Origin of the sequence: Arthrobacter zhaoguopingii, from assembly GCF_009828605.1 — a bacterium.
In the GTDB taxonomy this organism is placed as follows: Bacteria; Actinomycetota; Actinomycetes; order Actinomycetales; family Micrococcaceae; genus Arthrobacter_D; species Arthrobacter_D zhaoguopingii.
In genome coordinates, this window is record NZ_WIAE01000011.1 from 17,386 (window position 1) to 37,469 (window position 20,084).

The following is a 20,084-nucleotide window of genomic DNA, read 5'->3' on the forward strand; positions in this document are numbered from 1 at the left end:
CGTCCAGACAATTTCCAGAAAACGAGCGGATAATGGCGCAGGTGAAGAAACCGACCCCCGAAGCGAAGCTCCTCGTTGTCGACGATGAACCGAACATCCGTGAACTGCTGTCCACCTCCCTGCGGTTCGCCGGTTTCGACGTCGTCGCCGCCGGCAACGGCCGGGAGGCCCTCGCCGCGGCCGAGGCCCACAACCCCGACCTCGCAGTCCTCGATGTCATGCTTCCCGACATGGACGGCTTCACCGTCACCCGGCGCCTCCGGGCGGCGGGCAGGCATTTCCCGGTGGTCTTCCTCACCGCGCGCGACGACACCGAAGACAAGGTCACCGGCCTCACCGTCGGCGGTGACGACTACGTCACCAAGCCCTTCAGCCTCGATGAGGTGGTCGCCCGGATCCGGGCCGTGCTGCGAAGGACCCAGCCCCTGTCCGACGACGATGCCGTCATCCGGGTTGACGACCTTGAACTCGACGATGACGCGCACGAGGTCCGCCGGGCCGGGGAGATCATCGAACTGTCCCCTACCGAGTTCAAGCTGCTGCGCTACCTCATGATGAACCCCAACCGGGTGCTGTCCAAGGCGCAGATCCTCGACCACGTGTGGGAGTACGACTTCAACGGGGATGCCTCGATCGTCGAGTCGTACATCTCCTACCTCCGCCGGAAGATCGACAAGAACGCCGACGCGGCGGCACTGATCCAGACAAAGCGGGGCGTGGGTTATCTCCTGCGCTCCACGGACCGACGGTAGGTAGCAGGGCCCTTGATTCGACGGTGGAATTCGGCTTCGCTGCGCTCGCAGCTGGTGGCCATCATGACCCTGCTCATGGTGGTGACCGTGGGCATCACCGGGATCGTGACGGTTTCGCTGCTGCGCAACGGGCTGATCGAACGCATGGACGGGGACCTGACCGCCAACGCCCAGAACGTCTCCAACGCCTTCTTCCACGACCGCAGCGCGAGCGACCGCCCGCTTCTGCGCTTCTACGGGGCGCTCCTCGGCCCCGACGGCACCATCCTCGAGACCTCCCATTCGGCCGCTGAGTCCGACGTTCCCCGGCTTCCGCACCTCACCTCCGAGCAGGTAAACAGGCTCAAGGGTAAGGCGTTCGAGGTGCGCGGCACCGCACCGGACAGCCCGGGCTGGCGGGTGAAGGTCCTCGAGTACGAGGACGGGCCGCAGACCCTGGCCATCGCCTCCCCCATGACCACCGTGGACGACTCCGTCCAGGAGGCCTCTGAAATCATCTTCACGGTGGGCCTGGTGGCGACGATGATCGCCTCGGCCATCGCCTTCGTCGCCGTGACCCGCCAGTTCCGCCCACTGGCCCGGGTGGAGCGCACCGCCGCCGCCATCGCCGCCGGGGACCTCTCGCGCCGCGTCGACGTCGAGCGGCCCGCCACGGAGGTCGGGCGCCTCTCCCGCTCCCTGAACGCCATGCTTGCCCACATCGAGCGGGCCTTCGCCGCGCGCACCGCATCCGAACGGAAGATGCGCCGGTTCGTCGCCGACGCCTCCCACGAACTGCGCACGCCCCTGGTGACCATCCGCGGGTTCTCGGAGCTGTACCGGCACGGAGCGCTGCAGAAGGAGGAGGACGTCGCGGCGGCCATGGGCCGGATCGAAAGCGAAGCCATCCGGATGGGCCACCTGGTGGAGGACCTGCTGACACTCGCACGGATCGACGAGCAGCGGCCGCTTGAGGCGAAGCCCATCGACCTGATGGTCCTCGGCAATGACGCCGCCCTCGACGCCCGGGCCATCGCGCCCGACCGCACCATCACCGTCACCGGGCTCGACGGTGGTGCACCACGTCCGGCGCCCACTGTCGGCGACGAAGCCCGGCTGCGGCAGGTGGTGGGCAACCTCATGACCAACGCGCTGCGCTACACCCCCGAGGGATCCCCCATCGAGGTCGCCGTCGGGGTCGCCCCCGTCATCCACGGACGGAGCGACTCGGTGATCGAGGTCCGCGACCACGGGCCCGGGATTTCCGAAGAGGACGCCGCGCGCGTCTTCGAACGCTTCTACCGCGCCGATTCCTCCCGGCACCGGGAAACCGGAGGTACCGGGCTGGGGCTCGCCATCGTCGCCGCGCTCGTGGCCCAGCACGACGGCACGGTGAGGCTCGAGGAGACTCCGGGCGGCGGAGCCACCCTGTCGATCCGCCTGCCCCACGCCGTGGACGAGCACCCCCATGAGTTTTCCTCCACAGACCCCGCCTGAGGTCCGGTTGTCCCCAACCGGACCGGGAGGAGCCCCGCCCGGCCCGCGGTGACCTACGGTTTCGAAACCGGCACCCGCCGGAAGGGAACCTGCCCAGGAGGACTCCATGGCACATTTCAACGTCGACACCGACAGTCTTGCCGCTCGCAGCGCGCAGGTGCAGGGAACCATCGGCAGGCTGCAGGCGGAGGTCGACTCGATGCAGGCGGGGCTGCGGGAGCTCGAGGCGTTGTGGACCGGCCAGGCCGCCTCCAACTTCCAGGCCCTCGTTGCCCAGTGGCGGGGAACGCAGGCGAGGGTCGAGGAATCCCTGGCCGCCATCAACGAAGCGCTCGCCGCAGCGGGCCGCCACTACGCCGAGGCGGAACTGACCAACGCACGGATGTTCCTTCCCTGACACCCGGTCACCGCAGTACCGGCGGTCCCCCGCCGCGGCCACCGCCCTGGCGCTGACGCTCATTAACGCGAAGGAGCGGCACCCCCTCGAAAGGGGATGCCGCTCCTAGTCGGCTCGAGAGCCGCGGGTGGGGACTAGAAGCCGCCCATTCCGCCCATCTCGTCGGCACCGGGGCCTGCGGGGGCAGCCTTTTCAGGCTTGTCCGCGACAACGGCCTCGGTGGTCAGGAACAGCCCGGCGATCGACGCGGCGTTCTGCAGCGCCGAGCGGGTGACCTTCACGGGGTCGTTGACGCCTGCGGCGAGCAGGTCCTCGTAGGCACCGGTTGCGGCGTTGAGGCCGTGGCCGGCGGGCAGGCCGCGGACCTTGTCGGCGACAACACCGGGCTCGAGACCGGCGTTGAAGGCGATCTGCTTCAGCGGAGCATCGATGGCAACGCGGACGATGTTCGCACCGGTTGCCTCGTCGCCGGAGAGCTCGAGGCTGGCAAACGCCTTGGCGCCGGCCTGGATCAGGGCAACGCCGCCACCGGCGACGATTCCCTCTTCAACGGCGGCCTTCGCGTTGCGGACAGCGTCCTCGATGCGGTGCTTGCGCTCCTTGAGCTCGACCTCGGTGGCTGCACCGGCCTTGATGACTGCAACGCCGCCGGCCAGCTTGGCCAGGCGTTCCTGCAGCTTCTCGCGGTCGTAGTCCGAGTCCGAGTTGTCGATCTCGGCGCGGATCTGGGCGACCCGGCCGGCGATCGCGTCGGCGTCGCCAGCACCCTCGACGATGGTGGTCTCGTCCTTGGTGACGACGACCTTCCGGGCCTGACCCAGCAGGTCGAGCGTGGCGTTTTCGAGCTTGAGGCCGACTTCTTCGGCGATGACCTGGCCACCGGTGAGGATGGCGATGTCGGCCAGCTGCGCCTTGCGGCGGTCACCGAAGCCCGGAGCCTTGACGGCGACGGACTTGAAGGTGCCACGAATCTTGTTCACCACGAGGGTGGCGAGTGCTTCGCCTTCAACGTCTTCGGCGATGATCAGCAGCGGCTTGCCCGACTGCATGACCTTCTCGAGGACGGCAACGAGATCCTTGACGTTGGAGATCTTCGAGTTGACGATCAGGATGTACGGGTCTTCGAGGACCGTCTCCTGGCGCTCGGCGTCGGTCACGAAGTAACCGGAGATGTAGCCCTTGTCGAAGCGCATGCCTTCGGTGAGCTCGAGTTCGAGCCCGAAGGTGTTCGACTCCTCAACGGTGATGACACCTTCCTTGCCGACCTTGTCGAGCGCCTCGGCGATCAAGTCGCCGATCTGGGTGTCCCCAGCGGAGATCGAAGCCGTGGCGGCGATCTCTTCCTTCGTCTCGATCTCCTTGGCGGAGGCAAGCAGTTCCTCGGTGACAGCCGCGACGGCCTTCTCGATGCCGCGCTTGAGGCTCAGGGGGTCGGCGCCGGCGGCCACGTTGCGGAGGCCTTCCTTGACCAGGGCCTGGGCGAGGACGGTCGCCGTGGTGGTGCCGTCGCCTGCGACGTCGTCGGTCTTCTTGGCGACTTCCTTGACCAGCTCGGCGCCGATCTTCTCGAACGGGTCGTCCAGTTCGATTTCCTTGGCGATGGAGACACCATCGTTGGTGATCGTGGGGGCGCCCCACTTCTTCTCGAGGACGACGTTGCGGCCACGCGGGCCCAGCGTCACCTTGACGGCGTCAGCGAGGATGTTCAACCCGCGCTCGAGGCCGCGGCGGGCCTCTTCATCAAAAGAAATGATCTTGGCCATAACGGCTTAGGTCCTTTCGGGGACAGTTATGCATTTCAGCAAACGAGTGGTCACCAGCCTGCGGTGCCCGCGACGGACGGGCTTTCCCGGAAACGATCTCTTTACGCTCCGGGTGCACCCTCACCACAGTGGTATGCCTGCTTTGCTCGATGCCCATGACTTAGCAGTCAGCGGGTTCGAGTGCTAAGTCAATAATTAGCACTCCCACCGCACGAGTGCAAGCCGCCGGAACCCGAACGGCCGGGGATGACCCTGAAAACCGGGGGCCGGATCCGGGGTTCTACCTGATGCGCAGCCTTTCACCCGGGCATAGCGTGGAAGCAGCACCAACAACCAAGGAGAAATGTGTCAACGACCCCAGACCAGCCCCGCTCCGAATCGGACCCTGCGCCGGACGCAGCGGCCCCGCAGCCGGACGGGTACCCCCTGCCGGGCGGAGCGCGGGAGCACGACGATACCGCCGTGGACCCGCAGGCTCAGCTGTTCGAGCGGAAGGACAACCTCCCGGAGAACGGCGATGCCTACCCAGAGCCCGCAGCGCCCTCAAGCCCCCGCCAGGATCCCTACGCCCGGGACCTGTTCTCCCAGGATGCCTACGCGCAGGATCCTTCCCGACCCGCCCCGTACGGTGAGTACCAGCCGAACCCCTACGAGCAGAACCCGTATGAGGGGAACCAGTACCCGCAGGGCCAGTTTCAGCAGGGCCCGCCCCCGGGCGGGCAGTATCCCCCGGGCCAGTTCCAGGGCCAGTACCCGCAAGGCCAGTACCAGCAGGGCCAGTACCAGCAGGGCCAGCCGTACGGCCCTCCCGGCTACCCGTACGGCTCGGGCTATCCCGAGCAGAAGTCGCGGCTTGTGGCCGGACTCCTCGGAATCCTGCTCGGCTCCCTGGGTATCCACAGGTTCTATCTCGGATACGTGGGTATCGGCATCGCCCAGATCGCCGTCACGATCGTGACCTTCGGATTGGGGGCCGTCTGGGGCTTCATCGAGGGCATCATGATCCTCGTGGGCACCGAATCCTTCCGACGCGATGCCAAGGGCGTACCCCTCAAGGAGTAAGGGAGCAGGCCGGCCGGTACGTAGACCGGCCGGTCGCTGCCGGACTACTGGAACTCGGGTCCGATGACCACCGTGAGGTCCGGCGACACGCCGGCACCATCCTGCACCGCGGCGATCCCCAGTGCGGAGGCCAGGGCTTCGGCACCGGCCCGCTGCTCCGCCCCGTTGTAGAAAACGACCGACCCCTCGAGCGGGGCGCCGGCCCAGTTTCCGGGCAGGGCGCCGGTCCAGCCGTCGGCGGTCAGGCGCCCGGCAACTGTTCCGGCGAGCCCGGGGACGCCGGTGCTGTTGAGCACGTTTACCTTCTGCGCCTTATCGACTGTCGGTTTCGGGTCCTGCGGAGGTGCCGACGTCGCCGGCGTGGACGCTGCGGCTGTGCCGGTGGCCCCCGGGGATCCCGGTTCCGGCGAGCGCAGCCTGTCCGTCGACGATCCGGTGGGCCCAGGGCTGCTGTCCGCGGCCGCGCCGGCATTGGCCGCGGAAGCAGACCCCGCCCCGCCCAGCTCAATCCGCGGGAGCAGGAAGTAGGCGGCAAGGCCCACAAGCAAAGCAAGAACTCCCACGGCGATCTTCAACCCGAGGCCGCTTCCCCGGACGGCGACAAGCCGCTCCCGGTGTACCCCGTGGCGCGACGCCGTCTCGGGGATGCGGTCAAACTCGTCCTGGGGGTACTTGCTCATGCGGTGAGGGGATCCTTGCGTTGGTCAGATGTCGGCGCCGAGGCGGCGGGCGGAGCGTGCACGCTGGCGCGATGTCCGCAGCCTGCGCAGCCTCTTCACGAGCATCGGGTCGTGGGCGAGGGCCGCCTCCGAATCGATCAGCGCATTGAGAACCTGGTAGTAGTGGGTGGCGGACATGTTGAAGAGGTCCCGGATCGCCTGTTCCTTGGCTCCGGAGTACTTCCACCACTCACGCTCGAGCGCCAGCATCTGCTGTTCCCGCTCGCTGAGGACGCCCCTGCTGCCGGGGGCTGGGGCAGGGGCCCCCGCTGGCTCGCTCACGCGCCGCTCCTCGTTCTAGGTAATGCTTCCCCACCCATGGTAATTGTGAATGACATAACTGTCATTCACCGCCCGGCCCGCCCGCACGTTCCCGGAGCCCCGCGCCGATCGGCCAGAATGAGGGAATGCGCTACGAGGATGTTCCCCTGTTCCCGCTGCCCCCGGCCCCGGAGCCGGCCGTGCCGGGCGGAGCCTCGGGCGGTCCGGATTTTCCCTTTGCCGCCCCCGTCCCGGTCCGAACGGTCGTCGCCGAGGACTGGGCGCCCGCCCTCGCGCCCCAGGAACCGACACTCCACCGCCTGGCCGCGCGGCTCGAGGAGGACCGCCGCGCCGACCACCGGATCCTTCCGCAGCCCGGAAATATCCTCAGGGCCTTCAGTGGCCCCCTGGCCGGGGTGAAGGTCGTCATCGTAGGCCAGGATCCCTACCCGACGCCCGGGCATTCGGTCGGCCTTGCGTTTTCGGTCGACCCGGCCACCCGGCCGCTGCCCCGGAGCCTCGTCAATATCCATAAGGAACTCGCGGATGACCTCGGCGTCACCGCCCCCGCCACGGGAGACCTTTCGGGCTGGACCCGGCAGGGCGTCCTGCTGATGAACCGGGTACTGACGGTGCGGGCGGGCGAACCCGCGTCGCACCGCGGCTGGGGCTGGGAGGACGTCACCGACGCGGCGCTGCGAGCGCTCGTGGCGCGGGGAGGACCGCTGGTCGCCGTCCTGTGGGGCCGGGAGGCGCTGAAACTCAAGCCCCTGTTCGCCGATATCCCAACAGTGGAGTCGGCGCACCCCAGCCCGCTCTCCGCCTCCCGGGGCTTCTTCGGGTCACGGCCCTTCAGCCGGGTCAACGCCCTTCTGCAGCAGCAGGGCGCGGACCCGGTGGACTGGCTGGCGGTCTGAGGCTACCGCCTGCGGTTCCGCCGACGCTCGTTGCTGCCCAGGCCGCGGGTGAGCGGCCGGGCGAGGTTGTCGCCGAGCACCACGCCGCCGGCGATGGCGAGGATGACGGTGAACGCGTTGAACAGCCCCAGCGCACCGGCGCTCGGAACTCCGGTGTTGGTGGTGAGCATGTACATGGCACGGAAGATCGAAAGGCCCGGGTAGAGGAACATGACCGCCGGCACCGCCAGCACCAGCTGGGGCGCGCCCATGCGAAGCGCCACGATGCGTGACAGCGCACCGATCAGCACGGCTGCCAGCGCCGGCGCCAGCCGGTACCCCACGCCCGCGTTGATCGCCGAAATCCACAGGACGTAGCCGGCGGTGCCCACCAGGGCCGTGGGAACCACAAGCGAAAGGTCGGTCTGCTCGGTGACGGCGAACATCGCCACGGCAATGAAGATCAGCACCGCGATCACCGGCCAGGGGTAGGGCGATGTCGGCGCCGCGATCAGCTCGAGGTCCGGGATGCCGATGGCCGCACCGAATACCAGGGCGACGGCGATTCCCGAGACCACCCCACCGAAAATCAGCAGCGCCGACAGGAACCGTCCTGCAGCGGTGACCGGGAACCCGTTGATCGCGTCCTGGGTGGCTGAGACCAGCCGGCCGGCGGGCAGGAGCAGCAGGATGCCGCCGACCACCACCAGCGACGGCGCGATCGGCACCTCGAGCCACCAGAACAGCATGGCGATCAGGGTGGCCATCGCCGAGGAGGTGGCCACGGAGAAAAACTCGGGCACCCTCCACCGGCCCAGCTGGCGGGAGAGAAGATCGACGAGGATACAGCTGCCCAGCCCGATCAGGGCCCCAAGCACTCCCCCGCCGATGAAGGCGACGATGGCCGCACCGAAGATCCCGAACGCGGCGGTGACCATCCAGCGCGGGAACGGCTTGGGCCGTCGGGTGATCTGCTCAAGGCGGCGGGCGGCCTCGATGCGTGAGACACCGCCGGCGGCGATATCGGAGACGAGCTGGTGGATCGCCGTCAGTCCTGCGTAGTTGTTGGTCCAGGACCGCACCACGCGCAGCACCGTGGTGGGCGTCTGGTCCTTGGCCGAGTAGTTGATCACCACCGACTGGTTGGTGATGTCCACCTCGATGTGGTCAAGGCCGAGGGCCGCGGTGACGGCGATGATGCTTGTCTCGACCTCGAGGGCTCCCGCGCCGTAACGGAACATCGTCTCGGCCAGGCTCAGGGCGAAGTCGAGGGTCTTGCGGGCGCTGGCGTCCGGTCCCCCCACCTGGATGGTGGGATTGGCGTAGGGGCTGCCGGCAAGCCGTTCAACGATGCTCATCGCCTGGGTGGGCGGCTCCTCCCCCTGCACGAGGCGGCGGAGTACGTTCCGCGCCGCGGCGTTGGAGCGGTCGGGGCGCACGGTGCGCGGCGTCGTCGGCAGCGCATCCGTCGGCGACGGCGCCCGTGCGGGACGCCGGGCGGGCCGCGGGCGGGACTTGGCGCCCGGCGTCGAGGGCTGCGCGGGGCCGGGTGCGGGCGGCTGCTTCGCGCCGGCGCCGGCCGGTCGCTGGGCGCCCTGCGCGGGAGGCGACGGGTCGCCTCCCGGCTTTCTGGCGACCGACGGGCTTTCGGCCGACGGCGGACGGAGGGGTCGCTGGATCACCGGCAGCGGGCCCGCCGCTGGTGAGGGATTCGTTTCGGGCTTCCGGCCCCCGTTCGAGCCGGCCTTGTCATCCACGGTGTATTCCCTGCCTTGCTGCCCGCGGGCTGTTCTTCGATCAGTAGAAGGGCTGCTGGTGCCGGCGCCAGTAGATCTGGCGGGCCACCCGTTCCCCCACGGCGGTCCAGAGCCGATACTTCTTCTCATTCAAAGCAAGGTCCCAGCAGCCGGTGAAGTCGGTGACTGTCTTGGAGAAGCTCGTCTTGAAGAGGCCGAGGCCGTGGTGCGGGTGGGAGGTGTCCTTGAGCCGGTCGGCGGGCGGGGTGCCGCAGAAGTCGTACTCGCGGATGGCGAACTCGTCCTTGAGGTCGTTGATGGCCGTCCACTGCAGCAGGTGTGAATCCCCGTACTGCGAACGCCCGGGCTTTGACCCGCCGTCCTTGTAGGTTCCCTTGCTGCCGTAGTTGATGATGAACGCGCCCACCGAGGGCTCGCCGTCCTCGTAGACGAAGTAGAGGCGGCCCTGGCCGGCGGCGGCGAAGTTCCCCCAGAACCGGCTGTAGTACTCGAAGGAGCGCAGGCGGGCGGCCGAGCGGTCCTCGATATGGGCCATCAGCCGGTACATGATGCGGAAGTTTTCCTCGGTCGGCTCGACCCGGCGCACTTCGACGCCTTCCCGCAGAGCCCGGCGCACTGCATTGCGGCCGCGGGAGGAGAGGTTGCGCAGCAGCTGGTTCGACTCCGGCGTGGTGTCGAGAAGGGCCGTATGGTCATTCGGCTGGAGGTCGAAGGTCTTGTGCAGGCCCGCGGCGGTGAAAAGCTGCCGGACCTCCGGAGAGTCGACGATATCGGGTTCAATCTTCACCGCGAAGACGTTCAGGCCGGATGCGGCGGTGAAGTCTCTCAGCGCGCCGAGCATGGCCGGTACGTGGGCCGGTACGGCCGCGCCCGGGCCCTTGATCAGATACCAGAGCCGGCCAAGGACCGGGAAGGACTTCTCGAGCACCAGGTTATAGCTCAAGTACTCGGCGGACTCGAGGACCAGGAACCGCGGCTTCCACCCATGATGCGACTTCACTTCGGCGAAAGAGGCCGACTGCAGGACATTTCCGCCGTCCGGGTTGGACGGAACGAGGTCGTCCCACTTGTCCTGCTCCGCTTTCGTGGCGAAACGCGCGGTGAAGTTGATCAAGGTGCCTTCTCTGCTGGTGGCCCGGAGGTGGCCGGCGGGGTCCCGGCGCACGGATTTACCCGCCCAAGTCTAACTGTTGCGCCGAAGGCGGACCGCATGACGCGACGCGGGAACCGCTTTAACCCGCAGGAGCGTTCCACCTCGGTAGCATCGGGGCATGGACTTTCGATACCTCGGCAACAGTGGACTGAAAATCTCCGAAATCACCTATGGGAACTGGCTGACCCACGGGTCGCAGGTGGAAAACGACGTGGCGATGCGGTGTGTCCGCGCCGCCCTCGACGCCGGCATCAGCACCTTCGACACCGCCGATGCCTACGCCAACACGGCCGCGGAGAGCGTGCTGGGCGAGGCGCTGAAGGGCGAGCGCCGGGAGACCATCGAGATCTTCACCAAGGTCTACTGGCCCACCGGGTCCAAGGGCCACAACGAGGTGGGGCTGTCCCGCAAGCACATCCGGGACTCCATCGACGGTTCCCTGCGCCGCCTGCAGACCGACTACGTCGATCTGTACCAGGCGCACCGGTATGACAGCGAGACCCCGCTTGAGGAGACGATGCAGGCCTTCGCCGATGTCGTCCGCCAGGGCAAGGCCCTCTATATCGGGGTCAGCGAATGGACGGCGGACCAGATCCGCGCCGGGCATGCCCTGGCCCGGGATCTGGGAATCCAGCTGATCTCCAACCAGCCGCAGTACTCAATGCTCTGGCGGGTGATCGAGGAGGAGGTCGTGCCGGCCTCCGAGGAGCTGGGCCTGTCCCAGATCGTCTGGTCGCCGGTGGCCCAGGGCGTCCTGACCGGCAAGTACCTGCCGGGAAGGGAACCCGAACCGGGCACCCGCGCCGCGGACGAGAAGGGCGGCGCCGCAGTGATCAAGCGCTGGATGGAGGACGACGTCCTCACCGGCGTGCAGCGGCTGAAGCCGATCGCCGACGGCGTCGGGCTCACTCTGGCGCAGCTGGCCATCGCCTGGGTGCTGCAGAACCGGAATGTCGCCTCTGCCATCATCGGCGCCTCCCGGCCGGAGCAGGTGGAGTCAAACGCCGCGGCCTCCGGCGTGGTCCTTGAGCCGGACGTTGTGGCGGCCATCGATGAGGCGCTCGGCGCACTCGCCGAACGGGACCCGGCCCGCACGCAGTCCCCCGAGAAGCGGCCGGCCTGATGGGCGGCTCACGCATCGCCGTCACGGGTGCATCGGGGAAGCTGGGCCGCAGCGTGGTGCGCGGCTTGCGCGAGGCGGGCAACACGGTCCTCGAGCTCGACCAGCACGGCGAGCGCGGTGACGGTTTCCTGCGGATCGACCTGCGCGACTACGGGCAGGTGCTCGACGCCCTGCTCGACGTGGACGGCGTGCACGATGGCTTCGACGCCGTCGTGCACCTTGCGGCGATCCCCGCCCCGGGGATCACGGCGGACGCGGCGACCTTCGCGAACAACATGGCGTGCACCTACAACGTCTTCCAGGCGTGCCGGCGCGCCGGGATCAGGCGGATCGTCTACGCCTCGAGCGAGACCGTCCAGGGTCTGCCCTTCGACACGGATCCGCCGTACCTGCCCGTCGACGAGGAATATCCCGCACGCCCCGAGAGCACCTACTCCCTGGTGAAGCACCTCGAGGAGCAGATGGCCGCCGAGTTCGCCCGGTGGGACCCCGCCCTGAGCATCACGGCCCTTCGCTTCTCCAATGTGATGGACCCGGAGGACTACGACGAATTTCCGTCTTTTGACGCCGACGCGCGGCTGCGGAAGTGGAACCTGTGGGGATACATCGACGGCCGCGACGGCGCGCAGGCCGTGCAGAAGGCGCTTGAGAATGCGGGGCCCGGCTTCGACACCTTCCTGATCGCCGCCGCCGATACGGTGATGACCCGCTCCAGCGCGGAGCTGGCCGCCGAGGTGTTTCCGGGAGTGGAGTTCCGCAGGGACGTCGGCGGGAACGGAACGCTGCTCGCCATCGACAAGGCGCGCCGGGTGCTGGGCTTCGAACCCCGACACAGTTGGCGGGACCCCCGGTAAGGGCGGCGGCTACCGTCGGGGAAAAAAGATCAGTAGGCTTACTGATGAAGGATGGACAGTGTGCCCATGCAACGAGAGGTGAAACCATGACCGAAGAGAACCTCCCCGACGAGGACCTCACCATCATCACCGACGACAAGCTCGAAGCGGAGGAAAGGTCGCTGGCCGACCTCGATCCGCTGGCAGGGGACAACGCTGACCTGTACCCGGGCGCGGCCGAGGACAACCCGGACCGCTGGCAGGAGGACCCGCTGCTCCAGGGCGAGGGGTACGACGAGGAGGATGACTCCCTGCTCACCGACCAGATCCTCCGCGATGAAACCGCGCGGGCACGCTGGGAGCACGGCGACGAGCAGATCCCCCCGGACGTCCCGACCCTGGGCGAGGCAGCCGACGACGTCGACTTCGGCATCGGCGAGGACGACGAGGTGGACTCAAGCGACGACCCCTCCAACAGTGGCGGATCGCCGCTGAGCCATATCGACGACAAGGACCTTCAGTAGTCGTCCTTTCGAATTGCCCCAGCGACGGCGGCCGCCCCTTGGAGAGGCGGCCGCCGTCGCCGTTCCGGAGCGGGCGATGTGCCGAGAACTTAGAAAAAGCGGCTCCGGGCCGGCCTGCGGCCGCCGCGCCGGCTCGAACCGGGACTAGTACGAAATCAGTTCCACGAGGTCGCCCACCCGGTCCTCAGGGTAGTTGCGGGCGATGTCCGCCTGGCTGATCACCCCGACGAGGTCGTGCCCGTCGATGACGGGCAGCCGCCGGACCTGATGGTCCTGCATAGTGCGGATCGCTTCCTCAACGGTGTCGTCGGCGCCGATGGTCACCGGTTTGCCCTGGGCGAGGTCGCCGGCTGTGACGCTGGTGGGATCGCCTCCGTCGGCCAGGCACCTCACCACAATGTCGCGGTCCGTCAGCATGCCCTTGAGCCGGCCGTCCTCGCCGCAGATCGGAAGCGACCCAACATCGAGGTCCCTCATCTTCACTGCCGCCTGCTGCAGCGTGTCCTTTTCGCCCACGCATTCGACGCTGCCGGTCATGATGTCTCGCGCTGTGGTTGGCATGACGCTCTCCTTCCTGCTGGGTGCGCCGCGTCGATGGACACGGCCGCGGGCTCCGGCAATTAACCGTAAGCCTGCTTAGTAGTATCCGCCCACGCACCTCCGAAGCAAAGGAGTTGGAGGGGGTTATGCTCGGCCCGGCCGCTCCGTAGACTGCCCCTCAGGGAACTCACCTCCTCCCGTCGCCTTTGAAAGGACCGGTCGCCGCCATGTCAGAACCCTCAGAGCCGCAGGAACGAACCCACAACGAGGCACCCGCCGAGGGCGATCCCGCCGCGGACCCGGCCGATCTTCGCCAACACAGTCAGGATGCCGCCGAGGGCGACGACTCCGCCGCCGAGTACGGAGACACCCCCTCGGGCAAGGACTCCTGACCGCTGGGCTGGGGGCCGCCGCGCAGAGCTGCCGGCAGGAAGTCTTAAAGCCCGGTCCCGCCGTCATTTCGATCCGTGCGCTTTCCAGCGCTCGGGCCAAGTGGTAAACCGTACGTACCTCACGCAGGCTGCGCCGGTGACGGCGCACAAGCACATTTAGAAAGGTGCTGCCAATGACCCAAGCAGTGAAAGACCATGCGGGCCTCTACAAGCTCGCCGGGCCCTGGACGACCATCTACGTCGATGGAAGCGCAGGCGCCGACGACTCGTTCGCGAGCGACGACACCCTTCCCCTCACCGTCGCGGACGCCATGGAGCGCAACGGCGCGCCCAAGGAGGACATCAAGGCCGCTATGGCAGCGCTGACGAAGTCGGCCCGGGGCCTACCCGACCCGGTGGCCCGCTTCGTCCTGGTCCGCGGCGGTGAAGCCGCCGTGGACGACTTCCTCCCGGGCGGGCTTGTCACCGGATCCCCCGTCATCGCCGTCGGGCCCATCCCCGACCTCAGCCCGCTCGCCCGCCACTGCCCGGGCGGGTTCGCCTATGTCGTGGCCGAAGTCGGGCGCGACGGCGGGGAGGTGTACCTGCGCAGGGCGGACCGGGAATGGGGAGCCCCGGACCGCGGCGAGCCCGTGGCCGCCATCGAGGGCGACACCGAACACATGCGGAAGGTCCACGCCGGCGGCTGGGCCCACGGGCGGTACCACCACCACGCAGAAAAGGTCTGGAAGTCCAATGCCGCGGAGGTCGCCGCGGAGATCGACAGGGCCGTCTCGTCCTCGCGCGCGAAGCTCGTCGTCCTCTCCGGCGACATCCGGGCCCGGCAACTCGTCGCCGACCAGGTGTCAGAGGAGTCCCGGGCGATCCTCGGCGTGGTCGACAGTCACACGCGCACCGGCGGATCCGATGCCGACACCTTCACGCTGCAGGTCGACCGGCTCGTCACGAAGGTGATGGCCGACCACCAGCATCACCTGCTCGAACGGCTCGCCGAGCACGAAGGCCAAGGATCCGGTATCTCGGCGGCCGGCCTGGGCGCGGTTGTCACCGCGCTGCAGCAGGCACAGGTCGAAACCCTGCTCCTCGAATCCACGGCCTGGGGAGACAGGACGCTGCTCGCTCTCGACGCCCCGCCCTGGATCGCCGCGGACGAGGAAGCCACTGCCGGAGCGGGCCCACTTGGCAGCGTCCCTGCGCTCGCCGCGATCCTGCGTGCGGCTGCGCTGACCGACGCCGAGACAGTGCTCTATCCGCCGGGGGCGCTTGATTCAAGACCTATCGCCGCCCTGCTGCGCTGGGCCACCGGCCCCACCGTTCCGGCGGCGACGTAGGACCCAAGGAACACAAAGCGGGACTCCCCAGCCGAGGCTGGGGAGTCCCGCTTCGTGGGCTCCGGCGGTGGTTGCCAGACGCCTAACTGCCGCTGTCGCTGTCGCGGCGGCGGGTGTCGACGTCGGGATCGAGCTCATCGGCCTTGCGGGCATGATTCATCGTTTCTTCCCTCAGGCCCTGGGCGTCCGACTGACGCTCTGAGGCCTGGCGGCGAAGCCGCTCGGCCTCGACCTCGGCACGCTGCGCCTCGGCCTCGGCCATGGCTGCCTTGGCTTCGCGTTCACGAGCCTCAAGTTCAGTCTCCTGGGCCTTCTCCCGAATCTCGGCTGCCTGCCGGCGGCCCTTTTCCTTCTGCCGCTCAGAGTGGGCCTGCCGGCGTTTCCGGCTCAGCGCTATCACCACTCCGATCACCGCCAGCACGACGATGATCCCAACAATGATCCAGATCAGTTGACTTGTCTCCACTGCCCGTTCACCTTCCCTGTCGCCTTTGACGTGCGGGGTGCCTTATTCAATGCGCTGAGTCCCGGCGGACTAGCCCCCGAGGCCGCCAAGCCCGCCAAGACCGCCGGGCAGCTTGCCCAGCAGGTCCTGCGGATTGATTCCGAGCTTGGCGAGAAGTCCCGCGTGCTGCTCGGTGTCTACAGTGTCGGGTAGCTCGGACTCGGCCTTATCCGCCTTATCGGAATTACCCTGCGACTTTAACAACTCAATGATCAGCGATTTATCAATGTTCATAGTTCCTCCGTGGCTCGGACGTCCAGACCTTGGATGCCGGTTCGACAAAACTGAAATACTAAGCACGCTTACTGAGAGCATTACACACCGCCTGCTGATTGTCACGGACGGCCACCCGTTGAAGCTGGCACAATTCCTGTCATGCCGACCTCCCTGCTGATCCTTTCGGACACGCACATCCCCTCCCGCGCGAAAACCCTCCCCGAAGCCCTCTGGCCCACCGTCGAAAGCGCCGACATCGTGGTTCACGCCGGTGATTGGACGGACATATCGTTCTTCGAAGAACTCCGCCGCCGTTCCCGGCGGCTCCTGGGCTGCTATGGCAACAACGACGGCGACGCCCTGCGGGCCCGGCTGCCGCTGGTGGCACGGGAACAGATTGAGGGCCTCCGGTTCGCTGTCGTCCATGAGACGGGCGCCAAGACCGGAAGGGAGCAGCGGATGGACCGCGAATTCCCCGACACGGATGTGCTGGTCTTCGGTCACAGCCACATTCCGTGGGATACCGTCACCGGCGCCGGCATGCGGCTGCTGAACCCGGGATCCCCGACCGATCGACGGCGGCAGCCGCACTGCTCGTATCTCACGGCGACCGTTGACGGCCACCGGCTCGAGGTCGACCTCCACCTCCTGCCGGTTCGGGCCTGACCCGCCGGACGGGCCTCCGCAAGCGCTCACCGGCATGGCACACTGACCCTATGATCCTGCTTGGCTGGAATCCCGACCGGGGAGCTGATCCCTTTGGCGGGTACCGGTCGGCTGTGGACGAGGTCGCCGCGGCCGGGCTTTTCCGCTGCAGGTGGGTTCTTCCACCCCGCCAGGCAACGGCAGGAACCGAGGTGTGGCTGTTCAGCCAGGGAGGCGGCGACCGCGGTGTTCTGGGCCACGGCAGGGTTGTCTCGTCCCCCGACGCCCAACCGGCCGGCCCGGGCGGGTCTCCGGGCTTCGTCGAGTTCGATGCTCTGAGGCCCCGGGGAGATTCAATTCCCCTGGACCTCCTGACCCTGCGTGTCCCGGGCATCGCCTGGGGGGTGAACCGTCCCTCCCGCCGGATCCCAGCCGCGGCCGGGTCGGCGCTGCGGACCCTGTGGGCTGAAACGAGCACCCTCGAGGAGGCAGATCCCCTTCTTCCTCCCCCCGGAACCTTCCCCCCGGGCGCGCTGGCTCAGGCCCGGGTGAACCGGTACGAAAGGGACCCCTCCGCCCGCCGCGTCTGCCTGGCTCACCACGGGACCTCCTGCGCGGTCTGCGGCTTTTCCTTCGAGGAGGCCTTCGGGCCGCCCGGTCGGGACTTCGTGCACGTGCACCACCTTGTCCCGGCCACCCGGCTGGGGGCGGGCTACGAACTCGATCCGATCGCCGACCTGATCCCGCTGTGCCCCAACTGTCACTCCATGGCACACCGGCGTCTCCCGGACCCCTACTCGCCGGCCGAACTGCGCGCTCTGCGGTCCGCCGCAGGGTTTTTGCCGGGGACAGCCCTCAGCGCGGAGCAGCTGACGGCCCAGGCTGACGCTGTGCGGATCCTGGGAGCCCGCTAGGAGGGCCGTGGTCAGATCCGCGGAAGCCCTCATATACTGCGGATACGTCACGAGCCGATTGTCGAAGGCTGGTGCTGGGGCCCCTTCAATGACAAGAGGTAACGATGGTCCGTGTCTTCGGGATAGCGGCGGCAGTGATCGCTGCTCTCGCCCTTCTAGTTGTGGGCTTCCTTCTGCTCAACGGCGAAGAGGACGGTGAGCGCAAGCCGGCGGCCGCAATCCACTTCACCGCGGCGGGGGACTTCGCCGCCTCGGAAGAGGCAGCGGCCGTCCTGACCAAGAATGCCTCACTGTCCCCGGAATTCACCCTGGCACTGGGGGATCTGTCCTACGGCCGTCCGGGCGGTGAACAGGAATGGTGTGACTTCGTCACGAGCAAGGTGGGTACAGCCTTTCCCTTCCAGCTGATCGCCGGCAACCATGAGAGCGATGGCAGTGACGGGAACATCAATGACTTCTCCGCCTGCCTTCCCAACCGGCTGCCCGGGCTGGTGGGGACCTACGGGCGTGAGTGGTACGTCGATGTGCCGGCGGAGGACCCGATCGCCCGCTTCGTGATGATCTCCCCGGGTTTGGTCTTTCCCGAGAGTGAAACGTCCTGGGATTACCGTCCCGGCTCGGACCACTACGCCTGGACGGAGTCGGCGATCGACGGTGCCCGCGACAGCGGCATCCCGTGGGTGATCGTTGGGAACCACATGCCGTGCCTATCGCTGGGCGAATACAGCTGCTCGGCGGGCGAAGAGCTCACCAACCTGCTAATCAGCAAGAAGGTCGATCTTGTGCTCAACGGCCACGAGCACCTGTACCAACGCACCTACCAGATCGGGCACGGGGAGGGCTGCGCCGAAATCGTCCCCGACGCCTTCAATGAGGAGTGCATCACCGATACCGACAGTTCGCTCGCCCAGGGCTCGGGCACGGTGTTCGCGACCATCGGCACCGGTGGAATCGGCCTGCGCGACGCCGACCCCGCTGACCCTGAGGCCGGCTACTTCGCGGCCCACACGGCCACCAATGCCAATCCCACCCACGGCCTGCTCGATGTCTCCGTCACCGAACGCTCAATCTCGGCCGAGTTCGTCAAGGCGGCCGGCGGAACCTTCGATGACTCCTTCACCATTCGGGGGAAAGCAGGAGGCCGGGATGGCGAGGCTTCCTTCACCGAGGACTGCGCGGGTCTTGGCTGCGCCCTGGACGCCTCCACGCCCCTGCCCGCGCAGGGGAACCGCACCTACACGTGGGACTTCGGCAACGGCGAAACCGCCACCGGGGTCCGGCCGACCATCACCTATGACGCTCCGGGGGACTATGAGATCTCGCTGACCGTCAAGGACAAGGCAGGCAGTCAAACCGTCTCCAAACAGGTTTCGGTGACCGAAGGTGACGAGGCCACCTCGACCTTCTCGGACCCGTTCGAGCGCACCACGGACACCGGCTGGGGCGACGCCGAGGAAGGCGGGGCCTGGACCGACAGCGGGGAACCGGGCGCCTTTCTTGTGGCGGACGGGAGCGGGATCATGCAGCTGGCCACCCCCGCGTCGGGAGCGGCCGCGTCCCTGGAGGCGGTGAACAGCTCCAGGATGGACCTGCGTGCCGCCCTCGGGGTGGATCGGCGCCCGGCCGGAGGAAGCCTGTATCTGCGTCTGATCACCCGCCAGACCGACCGCGCCGGAGCCTACCGAACGGTCCTCAAATTCTCGCCTGAGGGCGAGCTTTCCTTCCTCATCGACCGGGTCAACAGGGACGGCGCGGAGGTGCGGATCGGACCTGAAGTTCCAGTCCCCGACCTCACGGTCGCCGGAGGGGAGATCGTCAATGTGCGGGCCCAGGCCACCGGTACGAGCCCGACAACCCTGCGTGCGAAGGTATGGAAGGCAGGAGAACCTGAACCCTCGGAATGGCAGATCGACACCCGGGATTCCGCCCCCGGGCTCCAGACCCCCGGGGCCGCCGGCATCAACACCTACCTCTCATCGGGGGCGACCAACGCCCCGGTCACCGTCCAGTTCGAGGAGATCACGGGCACCCTCACGGAATAGCACCGCCGCCCGACCCTACCGGTGCTGCCGGTAGGGTCACCGGGGAAAGGCGGCCAGTGCGCGTTCTGCCACCCGGGCCAGATCGGGACGGGACGCCCCGGCCGAGGCCTGGACGGCAAGCCCAGCGGTGACCGTGGCAAGATACCGGGCCAGCTCGGCAGGGTCCTCGGATGCGGGAAGATCGCCCTCGTCAATGGCCTGCTGGAAGCGGCGGACAAACCGGGCCTCGCCGGCGCCGCGGCTCTCGTTCAGGAAATCGACAATCCGCTGATCGGTGGGATGACCCGAGAGCCCGCCCTGGATTGAAAGGCACCCACGGGGTCGATCAGGCAGCGTAATCGAGACAACGTTCGAGCGCAGGTAATGCTCCGCGACCGCCCGGGCGGTGGGCATGGCAAGGGCTGCATCGACGTAGGACATCTCGACGCGTGAGTACCGGCCGATCGCCTGCCGGAAGGTGCCTTCCTTGTTGCCGAAGGCCGCGTACAGACTGGGGCGGCTGATGCTCATCGCGTTCGTGAGGTCCTCAAGGGTCGTGCCCTCATACCCCTGGCGCCAGAAGACGTCGACCGCGCGCTCAAGGGCCTCATTGACATCAAACTCGCGGGGCCTGCCTCGAGCCGCCATCAGCCTTCACCCTCCTGCCATCGAACGCGTCCGTGGAAATCAACGGACGAGCCGCAGCCGTGATTCCACTCAATTCTCCCATGGACCACCGCTCGCGCCGGGGGGCCGGCACCACCTCGACCTCCCGGGGGCCCGAGGTTCAGGGTGCCCGGCTTG

22 protein-coding genes are annotated in these 20,084 nt (G+C 67.8%); 13 read left to right on the forward strand and 9 right to left on the reverse strand.

The window, feature by feature from the left end; all coding sequences use genetic code 11:
• Positions 1-32: 32 nt before the first annotated feature.
• From GVV77_RS13910 to GVV77_RS13920, 3 genes are all read left to right on the forward strand, one after another.
• Entirely contained in the window at positions 33-752 is a 720-nt protein-coding gene (locus tag GVV77_RS13910) for a response regulator transcription factor (RefSeq protein WP_159619328.1), read from the forward strand.
• Positions 753-815: 63 nt separating this feature from the next.
• Positions 816-2,228 (forward strand): sensor histidine kinase, encoded by a 1,413-nt coding sequence (locus tag GVV77_RS13915; RefSeq protein WP_159619330.1) that lies wholly within the window; start codon positions 816-818, stop codon positions 2,226-2,228.
• A gap of 106 nt (positions 2,229-2,334) precedes the next feature.
• A complete protein-coding gene (locus tag GVV77_RS13920; protein WP_159619332.1) occupies positions 2,335-2,625 on the forward strand; it encodes a WXG100 family type VII secretion target in 291 nt (96 codons plus the stop codon).
• A gap of 134 nt (positions 2,626-2,759) precedes the next feature.
• Here GVV77_RS13920 and groL read toward each other — a convergent pair whose 3' ends face one another.
• Positions 2,760-4,388, reverse strand: a complete 1,629-nt coding sequence (groL, locus tag GVV77_RS13925; protein ID WP_159619333.1) for a chaperonin GroEL — start codon at positions 4,386-4,388, stop codon at positions 2,760-2,762.
• Positions 4,389-4,733: 345 nt separating this feature from the next.
• Here groL and GVV77_RS18415 point away from each other — a divergent pair, with 345 nt between their 5' ends.
• The gene (locus GVV77_RS18415) at positions 4,734-5,450 is read left to right on the forward strand and encodes a TM2 domain-containing protein (RefSeq protein ID WP_246199831.1); all 717 of its coding nucleotides are present in this window, start codon (positions 4,734-4,736) and stop codon (positions 5,448-5,450) included.
• A 44-nt stretch (positions 5,451-5,494) separates the two neighbouring features.
• Here GVV77_RS18415 and GVV77_RS13935 read toward each other — a convergent pair whose 3' ends face one another.
• Positions 5,495-6,130: a LytR C-terminal domain-containing protein gene (locus GVV77_RS13935; protein ID WP_159619335.1), complete on the reverse strand. Its 636-nt coding sequence runs from the start codon at positions 6,128-6,130 to the stop codon at positions 5,495-5,497.
• A 24-nt stretch (positions 6,131-6,154) separates the two neighbouring features.
• Entirely contained in the window at positions 6,155-6,451 is a 297-nt protein-coding gene (locus GVV77_RS13940) for a DUF3263 domain-containing protein (RefSeq protein WP_120169905.1), read from the reverse strand.
• Between the two features lie 125 nt (positions 6,452-6,576).
• Here GVV77_RS13940 and GVV77_RS13945 point away from each other — a divergent pair, with 125 nt between their 5' ends.
• A complete protein-coding gene (locus GVV77_RS13945; protein ID WP_159619337.1) occupies positions 6,577-7,347 on the forward strand; it encodes a uracil-DNA glycosylase in 771 nt (256 codons plus the stop codon).
• 2 nt (positions 7,348-7,349) lie between these two features.
• On the opposite strand, the gene GVV77_RS13950 is transcribed toward GVV77_RS13945, so the two are convergent.
• Both GVV77_RS13950 and GVV77_RS13955 read right to left on the reverse strand, forming a co-directional pair.
• The gene (locus tag GVV77_RS13950) at positions 7,350-9,083 is read right to left on the reverse strand and encodes a threonine/serine exporter family protein (protein WP_246199832.1); all 1,734 of its coding nucleotides are present in this window, start codon (positions 9,081-9,083) and stop codon (positions 7,350-7,352) included.
• 40 nt (positions 9,084-9,123) lie between these two features.
• Positions 9,124-10,197: a lipid II:glycine glycyltransferase FemX gene (locus tag GVV77_RS13955; protein ID WP_159619341.1), complete on the reverse strand. Its 1,074-nt coding sequence runs from the start codon at positions 10,195-10,197 to the stop codon at positions 9,124-9,126.
• A 157-nt stretch (positions 10,198-10,354) separates the two neighbouring features.
• Between GVV77_RS13955 and GVV77_RS13960 the strand changes: the two genes are divergently transcribed.
• From GVV77_RS13960 to GVV77_RS13970, 3 genes are all read left to right on the forward strand, one after another.
• Positions 10,355-11,359: an aldo/keto reductase family protein gene (locus tag GVV77_RS13960; RefSeq protein WP_159619343.1), complete on the forward strand. Its 1,005-nt coding sequence runs from the start codon at positions 10,355-10,357 to the stop codon at positions 11,357-11,359.
• Positions 11,359-12,213: an NAD-dependent epimerase/dehydratase family protein gene (locus GVV77_RS13965; RefSeq protein WP_159619345.1), complete on the forward strand. Its 855-nt coding sequence runs from the start codon at positions 11,359-11,361 to the stop codon at positions 12,211-12,213. Before GVV77_RS13960 ends, GVV77_RS13965 begins: the two co-directional genes overlap by 1 nt.
• A gap of 86 nt (positions 12,214-12,299) precedes the next feature.
• A complete protein-coding gene (locus GVV77_RS13970) occupies positions 12,300-12,716 on the forward strand; it encodes a hypothetical protein (RefSeq protein ID WP_159619347.1) in 417 nt (138 codons plus the stop codon).
• A 144-nt stretch (positions 12,717-12,860) separates the two neighbouring features.
• Here GVV77_RS13970 and GVV77_RS13975 read toward each other — a convergent pair whose 3' ends face one another.
• Positions 12,861-13,277 (reverse strand): CBS domain-containing protein, encoded by a 417-nt coding sequence (locus tag GVV77_RS13975; protein ID WP_120169891.1) that lies wholly within the window; start codon positions 13,275-13,277, stop codon positions 12,861-12,863.
• 206 nt (positions 13,278-13,483) lie between these two features.
• Between GVV77_RS13975 and GVV77_RS18165 the strand changes: the two genes are divergently transcribed.
• Entirely contained in the window at positions 13,484-13,648 is a 165-nt protein-coding gene (locus tag GVV77_RS18165; RefSeq protein WP_201291487.1) for a hypothetical protein, read from the forward strand.
• A 173-nt stretch (positions 13,649-13,821) separates the two neighbouring features.
• Positions 13,822-14,979 carry a baeRF2 domain-containing protein gene (locus GVV77_RS13980; RefSeq protein ID WP_159619349.1) on the forward strand — a complete coding sequence of 386 codons (1,158 nt, stop codon included), beginning with the start codon at positions 13,822-13,824 and terminating at the stop codon, positions 14,977-14,979.
• Positions 14,980-15,061: 82 nt separating this feature from the next.
• Here GVV77_RS13980 and GVV77_RS13985 read toward each other — a convergent pair whose 3' ends face one another.
• Together GVV77_RS13985 and GVV77_RS13990 are read right to left on the reverse strand one after the other, a co-directional pair.
• On the reverse strand, positions 15,062-15,445 hold the full coding sequence (locus GVV77_RS13985; protein WP_159619351.1) for a hypothetical protein: 384 nt from the start codon (positions 15,443-15,445) through the stop codon (positions 15,062-15,064).
• Positions 15,446-15,514: 69 nt separating this feature from the next.
• Positions 15,515-15,718: a hypothetical protein gene (locus tag GVV77_RS13990; protein ID WP_159619353.1), complete on the reverse strand. Its 204-nt coding sequence runs from the start codon at positions 15,716-15,718 to the stop codon at positions 15,515-15,517.
• A gap of 141 nt (positions 15,719-15,859) precedes the next feature.
• Here GVV77_RS13990 and GVV77_RS13995 point away from each other — a divergent pair, with 141 nt between their 5' ends.
• The 3 genes from GVV77_RS13995 (at position 15,860) to GVV77_RS14005 (ending at position 19,301) form a co-directional block, all read left to right on the forward strand.
• Positions 15,860-16,366 carry a metallophosphoesterase family protein gene (locus GVV77_RS13995; RefSeq protein ID WP_159619355.1) on the forward strand — a complete coding sequence of 169 codons (507 nt, stop codon included), beginning with the start codon at positions 15,860-15,862 and terminating at the stop codon, positions 16,364-16,366.
• Between the two features lie 50 nt (positions 16,367-16,416).
• Positions 16,417-17,259, forward strand: a complete 843-nt coding sequence (locus tag GVV77_RS14000) for an HNH endonuclease (protein ID WP_159619357.1) — start codon at positions 16,417-16,419, stop codon at positions 17,257-17,259.
• A gap of 104 nt (positions 17,260-17,363) precedes the next feature.
• Positions 17,364-19,301: a PKD domain-containing protein gene (locus GVV77_RS14005; RefSeq protein WP_159619358.1), complete on the forward strand. Its 1,938-nt coding sequence runs from the start codon at positions 17,364-17,366 to the stop codon at positions 19,299-19,301.
• 36 nt (positions 19,302-19,337) lie between these two features.
• On the opposite strand, the gene GVV77_RS14010 is transcribed toward GVV77_RS14005, so the two are convergent.
• The gene (locus GVV77_RS14010; RefSeq protein WP_246199833.1) at positions 19,338-19,928 is read right to left on the reverse strand and encodes a TetR/AcrR family transcriptional regulator; all 591 of its coding nucleotides are present in this window, start codon (positions 19,926-19,928) and stop codon (positions 19,338-19,340) included.
• Positions 19,929-20,084: the final 156 nt, after the last annotated feature.

Bases quoted from the DNA above. Each gene is read 5' to 3' on its own strand.
- GVV77_RS13910 (WP_159619328.1), top strand. From the start codon at position 33: ATGGCGCAGGTGAAGAAACCGACCCCCGAAGCGAAGCTCCTCGTTGTC.
- GVV77_RS13915 (WP_159619330.1), top strand. From the start codon at position 816: ATGACCCTGCTCATGGTGGTGACCGTGGGCATCACCGGGATCGTGACG.
- GVV77_RS13965 (WP_159619345.1), top strand. From the start codon at position 11,359: ATGGGCGGCTCACGCATCGCCGTCACGGGTGCATCGGGGAAGCTGGGC.
- GVV77_RS13990 (WP_159619353.1), bottom strand. From the start codon at position 15,718: ATGAACATTGATAAATCGCTGATCATTGAGTTGTTAAAGTCGCAGGGT.
- GVV77_RS14005 (WP_159619358.1), top strand. From the start codon at position 17,364: ATGGTCCGTGTCTTCGGGATAGCGGCGGCAGTGATCGCTGCTCTCGCC.
- GVV77_RS13960 (WP_159619343.1), top strand. From the start codon at position 10,355: ATGGACTTTCGATACCTCGGCAACAGTGGACTGAAAATCTCCGAAATC.
- GVV77_RS13975 (WP_120169891.1), bottom strand. From the start codon at position 13,277: ATGCCAACCACAGCGCGAGACATCATGACCGGCAGCGTCGAATGCGTG.
- GVV77_RS13945 (WP_159619337.1), top strand. From the start codon at position 6,577: ATGCGCTACGAGGATGTTCCCCTGTTCCCGCTGCCCCCGGCCCCGGAG.
- GVV77_RS18165 (WP_201291487.1), top strand. From the start codon at position 13,484: ATGTCAGAACCCTCAGAGCCGCAGGAACGAACCCACAACGAGGCACCC.
- GVV77_RS13970 (WP_159619347.1), top strand. From the start codon at position 12,300: ATGACCGAAGAGAACCTCCCCGACGAGGACCTCACCATCATCACCGAC.
- groL (WP_159619333.1), bottom strand. From the start codon at position 4,388: ATGGCCAAGATCATTTCTTTTGATGAAGAGGCCCGCCGCGGCCTCGAG.
- GVV77_RS14010 (WP_246199833.1), bottom strand. From the start codon at position 19,928: ATGGCGGCTCGAGGCAGGCCCCGCGAGTTTGATGTCAATGAGGCCCTT.
- GVV77_RS13935 (WP_159619335.1), bottom strand. From the start codon at position 6,130: ATGAGCAAGTACCCCCAGGACGAGTTTGACCGCATCCCCGAGACGGCG.
- GVV77_RS14000 (WP_159619357.1), top strand. From the start codon at position 16,417: ATGATCCTGCTTGGCTGGAATCCCGACCGGGGAGCTGATCCCTTTGGC.
- GVV77_RS13980 (WP_159619349.1), top strand. From the start codon at position 13,822: ATGACCCAAGCAGTGAAAGACCATGCGGGCCTCTACAAGCTCGCCGGG.
- GVV77_RS13995 (WP_159619355.1), top strand. From the start codon at position 15,860: ATGCCGACCTCCCTGCTGATCCTTTCGGACACGCACATCCCCTCCCGC.
- GVV77_RS13920 (WP_159619332.1), top strand. From the start codon at position 2,335: ATGGCACATTTCAACGTCGACACCGACAGTCTTGCCGCTCGCAGCGCG.